A 5,008-nucleotide genomic window follows, 5' to 3' on the forward strand; every position below is an offset into this window, starting at 1 on the left:
ATTTCAGCTCTCGAATTTTAACAAATGCACCGGAATTTCGGCTTGACCCATTTTAACACATTCAAATGTAACGGAAAGTTAAAAACGTTAAATATGAGGAATAAAAAAGTATCCGGAAATCCATGTCGGGATATTCCGGATACTTGCGATCTGTAAATCAAATGCTTTTAGTTTTTCTCCACCTCATCAAACAATGTCGGTTCTATACCGAGATTATACGACAGGCGATGAATAGGAGATGGGCCATGCAGGCGCAACCCCTCGCGGTGTTTTTTGGTCGGATAACCGGCATTGCGGTCCCATCCATAGTGTGGATACTGTTCATGCATGGCTTGCATGTAATCGTCACGATAGGTCTTAGCCAATATGCTGGCGGCTGCGATGGATAGAAATTTCCCATCACCTTTCACAATCGTAGTGTAGGGCACCGTATCATACGGCCTGAAGCGGTTGCCATCCACAATGATATATTCCGGCCTTACCGAAAGCGCATCGAGTGCACGATGCATAGCCAGAATAGAAGCATTGAGAATATTGATGCGGTCTATCTCCTCCGCAGTTACCACTCCCACAGCCCACGACAAAGCATCGCGTTCTATCGTCTCGCGTAAGCGGTAACGGCGGCGTGCTGTGAGTTGTTTCGAGTCATTGAGGTCATCATTACGGTAATCCGGAGGTAGAATAACCGCGGCCGCATAAACGCTTCCGGCCAGACATCCGCGTCCAGCTTCGTCACATCCGGCCTCCACTAGTCCGGATGTATTATAAATTGGCTCAAGCATTATTTTTTCTGAAACGTCTTATGATCAGATAACCACAGCTGTTCCGGATGCGGCAACCATAAGCATGCCGCCAGTACCGGCCGACTCGAAATCCAACCGTACACCAACGATAGCGTTGCCGCCCAGTTTCACAGCCTCTTCGGCCAACTCACGCAAAGCGTCCTCCTTGGCCTGACGATAAACTTTTTCATAAGCCTTGGAACGGCCACCAAAAAAATCACGCATCCCTGCCATAAAATCTTTCAAGACATTGGCGCCGATGATGGACTGCGCCGAAACAATGCCCTTATACTCCTTGATAGGATGTCCCTCCACAGTAGGAGTTGTAGTTTGTAACATCATAAGTATATCAGTTAAAGATGAATATTAATTTCATTATGCCACCCTTCATTTGAAGCAGTCTTTCATGAATTATGCACCATCGGAAAAGAATACCATATACAGCAGTTTTTAAACGTCACCCGATTTTGTTTCAAAACATCCGGCTCACGCGCTTTATGCCTTCCACCAAAACATCTACCTCCTCTTTAGTATTATAGAGTGCAAACGAGGCACGGGCCATTCCTTCCACGCCGCAACGCGCCATTAGCGGCTGTGCGCAATGATGTCCCGTCCGTATGGCTATTCCCAGACGATCGAGCAATGTTCCTAAGTCAAGCGGATGTATGTCACCCACATTAAAGGCTACGACCGCATCCTTTCCGACGGTTTCACCGTATAATTTCATAGAATCAATCTCACGCATCCTCTTCATGGCATAGCGGGTCAGTTCCCGCTCATGCGCGGCAATATTATCCATGCCCAAACGGGTTACATAATCGAGAGCTACAGCCAAAGCGTGAGAACCGACATAATCGGGGGTGCCGGCTTCAAATTTGTAAGGCAGGCGCTCGTAAGTGGTGTGTTCAAAGGTAACACGGGCTATCATTTCCCCTCCCCCCTGATAGGGCGGCATTCTCTCCAACAGTTCTTCACGCCCGTAGAGTACGCCGATACCCGTCGGACCGTAAACCTTATGCCCGCTGAAAGTGAGGAAGTCACAGTTCAATTGTTGCACGTCCACCTTAAAATGAGGGACGCTCTGTGCACCATCCACTAAAAAAAACGCCCCGTACTTGTGTGCCGTCCGCGCCATTTCCTCTACAGGGTTCACCGTGCCGAGCACATTGCTCACATGGGCCACGCAAACCAACTTGGTACGCTCACTGAACAGTGTCTCATACACGTCCAGGCAGAGATTGCCGACTTCATCCATGGGTATGACCTTTATCACAATCCCTTTGCGCTCGCGCAACAACTGCCAAGGCACAATGTTGCTGTGGTGCTCCATAACCGATAGGATTACTTCGTCTCCTTCTTTAAGGAAAGCTTCGCCGAAACTGGCCGCCACAAGATTAAGGCTCTCTGTCGTGCCTCGCGTAAAGACAACTTCGGCGGCGGAGCGGGCGTTGATGAAGTCTTTAACACGGTTACGGGCGTCCTCGTGGAGGTCGGTTGCCTGTTGCGACAAGTAGTGGACTCCCCGATGTACGTTCGCATTGACAGAATAGTACTCTTCTGCAATGGCCTCGACAACGCAGCGTGGTTTTTGTGTGGTAGCTGCATTATCGAGGTATACGAGCGGGCGGTTGTAAACCTGTCTGCCGAGAATGGGAAAATCCTGTCGTATTTCTTCTAGATTGTACATAACGTCGCTGAATTGGTTAAATGAAACGCGAAATAGTATGAACAAAGCCGCGGGTAATGAAGTAAAGCCGCGGAATTATTTTTATAAAATGTTCTGTCCTTGGCATGTCTGTCTCTTTCGGGGAAAGAGGCATTCCGTTAAGGTTTAGCGACACATCTTGCAGTCGCGGCATTTTGAAAGCTCGCCGCGGAAGCGCAACTCTACGAGATGGGAAAGGCGGTCGCGCAGATGTTCCAATGTGACCCGCTGCAATACGTCGTTGATAAAGGCATGTTGAAGCAGCAGGCGGGCTTCAGCTTCGGGAACGCCGCGCTGCCGCATATAGAACAGGGCATTTTCATCGAGTTTCCCTATTGTTGAGCCATGATTACACTTCACATCATCGGCATATATCTCAAGCATTGGCTGGGAATAGACCCGGGCTTGGGGCGAAGCGCACAGATTGGCATTGGTCTGCTGCGAAACGGTTTTCTGTGCGTCAGTACGCACTAGCACCTTGCCGGCAAAAGCACCTGTGCTCCGGCCGTCAAGCACATACTTGTAAAGCATGTCGCTTGTACAGTTTGGCGCAACGTGATCAGCAAGGACATTATTGTCTACGTGCTGGGTCTCGTCGGTTATTACAGCTCCGTTGGTTTCCATTTGTGCTCCTGTACCTAGCAGACGGAACTCCATCGTATTGCGCGTAAGGCCGCAATTCAGTACGACTCCGTTGGAAATTACGCGGCTACCGGCCTGTTGTTCTACATATACGTTGTTAAAGCGTACATTGCTACTTGTTGTCTCTTCAATGGAGAATACATTAATTTTCGCCATTTCATCGGCAAATATTTCTATTACCTGAGTGGATAAACAACGCTGTTTTCCGATGGTATGATCGCAGAACAGGAGTGTGGCCTCGGCTTCTTTATCTGCCACTACGAGCACGCGGCGGTTGCTCATGACGGGCGTTTCGGCAACCGAAACGTTAACGATTTGTACGGGATGTTTCGGACATGCGCCCTGAGGCAGATAGACGAACAGGCCGTCTTGCGCCAGCAGGGTGTTGAGAGCGGCTACCGCATCGTTGCTTTTTTCAGCTGCAGAATGATAATATTTTTCGATGAGACCGGGCATTTCTATTGCCGCCTGACAGAGTGACATGACCACGACTCCTTCTGCTAAGGGTGCTGTTTTATTTTCGAAAGGGCATGGGGTGTCATTCACCACAAAATAGAGTGAAGTGCTCAGGTTCGGCACGTTGCAGCGATAGGTGGCATAAGGGTCAATGCCTATCGCTGCCCGATGAAGATTGAGACCGTAATCGGGAGCGAATGCCGTTTCGGTATCTGTATATTTGTACTGTTCCGTCTTTTGTGTGGGCAATCCTTTGTCTTTCAGAACCTGTAGGGCGGCCTCACGCCTTGCATTCATCGGCGCACAGCTTCCGCCGTCAATAGCAGTCCTTTGTGCGTGAAAAAGATCGATGTACTGGTTTAAACTGCTCATGCCTGTGCTTCTTTCAATCCGTTCTTTATCCAGTCGAACCCGCGCTCTTCGATGGCGTAGCCTAATGAGGCATCACCTTCTTTGACAATGCGGCCGTCTACGAGCACATGTACGAAGTCGGGTTTTAAATAGTCAAGCATACGCTGGTAATGAGTGATAACCATGGCGCTGGTCTGAGGTGTGCGCAACATATTGAAGCCTTCGGCCACTATGCGGAGGGCGTCTACGTCAAGTCCAGAGTCGGTTTCGTCAAGAATGCTGAACGAAGGTTCAAGCACCGCCATCTGAAAAATCTCATTGCGTTTGCGCTCGCCGCCGCTAAAACCTTCGTTAACGCCGCGACTCATAAAATGGGCGTCCAGTCCAACGAGTTTGCGCTTTTCCTTGAGCAGTTTGAGAAATTCGCCGGCAGGTATCGGCTCTTGCCCGAAATATTTACGTTTGGCATTGACTGCGGCTCTCATGAAGTTGGTCATCGAAACGCCTGGGATTTCCGTCGGGGCCTGAAAGGACATGAAGATACCCTCATGTGATCGGTCCTCGGGAGAAAGTTCGAGGAGGTCCTTGCCATTGAAACTGACGGTCCCCTCTGTCACTTCATATTTCGGATTGCCTACAAGCACGTTGCTCAGAGTACTTTTTCCCGAACCGTTCGGCCCCATCAGCACGTGTACTTCGCCGTTGTTGATGGTGAGATTAATGCCTTTAAGAATTTCTTTGCCTTCGACCGAGGCGTGCAGATTTTTAATTTCCAGCATATCTTTATTTGGTTTTCTTCTTAAAGAGATAATTTATGGAGCAAAGGTAGGGAAATATTTCGGGGTGTCCGTATTTTGTTCTTTTTTTTAATTAATGATGTGGTGCGTTTGCGGGTTTTATTCATCTTTCACTTACCTTCCACAAACGGCTATAATAAACTTTTTGGGCCCTAAACTTTAACATTTTTAACTTTCCATTACATTTCGATGTGTTAAAATATAGGTTTAAGGTAGTGGGGAAGAGAAAGTCAGTATTGGATTTTTAACACGAATACTTGGAATTTAAATTGCAA

Annotated in this window: 5 protein-coding genes; all 5 read right to left on the reverse strand. The window is 48.4% G+C overall.

Annotated elements, in window-relative coordinates; genetic code table 11:
- Positions 1 to 167: 167 nt before the first annotated feature.
- The 5 genes from C5S62_RS11435 to sufC all read right to left on the reverse strand — a co-directional run bounded on the left by C5S62_RS11435 (position 168) and on the right by sufC (position 4,715).
- Positions 168 to 782, reverse strand: coding sequence for a ribonuclease HII (locus C5S62_RS11435; protein WP_104405510.1), 615 nt, complete (start codon positions 780 to 782; stop codon positions 168 to 170).
- 24 nt (positions 783 to 806) lie between these two features.
- Positions 807 to 1,121, reverse strand: coding sequence for a YbjQ family protein (locus C5S62_RS11440; protein ID WP_104405513.1), 315 nt, complete (start codon positions 1,119 to 1,121; stop codon positions 807 to 809).
- A gap of 133 nt (positions 1,122 to 1,254) precedes the next feature.
- Positions 1,255 to 2,469 (reverse strand): cysteine desulfurase, encoded by a 1,215-nt coding sequence (locus tag C5S62_RS11445; RefSeq protein ID WP_104405514.1) that lies wholly within the window; start codon positions 2,467 to 2,469, stop codon positions 1,255 to 1,257.
- Positions 2,470 to 2,613: 144 nt separating this feature from the next.
- Complete coding sequence (gene sufD, locus C5S62_RS11450) at positions 2,614 to 3,957, reverse strand: Fe-S cluster assembly protein SufD (protein WP_104405511.1); 1,344 nt, start codon at positions 3,955 to 3,957, stop codon at positions 2,614 to 2,616.
- Positions 3,954 to 4,715: a Fe-S cluster assembly ATPase SufC gene (gene sufC / locus C5S62_RS11455; protein ID WP_104405512.1), complete on the reverse strand. Its 762-nt coding sequence runs from the start codon at positions 4,713 to 4,715 to the stop codon at positions 3,954 to 3,956. Before sufC ends, sufD begins: the two co-directional genes overlap by 4 nt.
- Positions 4,716 to 5,008: the final 293 nt, after the last annotated feature.

It is taken from the genome of Prevotella sp. MGM2 (assembly GCF_002933955.1).
Classification (GTDB): domain Bacteria; phylum Bacteroidota; class Bacteroidia; order Bacteroidales; family Bacteroidaceae; genus Alloprevotella.

Bases quoted from the DNA above. Each gene is read 5' to 3' on its own strand.
- C5S62_RS11440 (WP_104405513.1), bottom strand. From the start codon at position 1,121: ATGTTACAAACTACAACTCCTACTGTGGAGGGACATCCTATCAAGGAG.
- sufC (WP_104405512.1), bottom strand. From the start codon at position 4,715: ATGCTGGAAATTAAAAATCTGCACGCCTCGGTCGAAGGCAAAGAAATT.
- C5S62_RS11445 (WP_104405514.1), bottom strand. From the start codon at position 2,469: ATGTACAATCTAGAAGAAATACGACAGGATTTTCCCATTCTCGGCAGA.
- C5S62_RS11435 (WP_104405510.1), bottom strand. From the start codon at position 782: ATGCTTGAGCCAATTTATAATACATCCGGACTAGTGGAGGCCGGATGT.
- sufD (WP_104405511.1), bottom strand. From the start codon at position 3,957: ATGAGCAGTTTAAACCAGTACATCGATCTTTTTCACGCACAAAGGACT.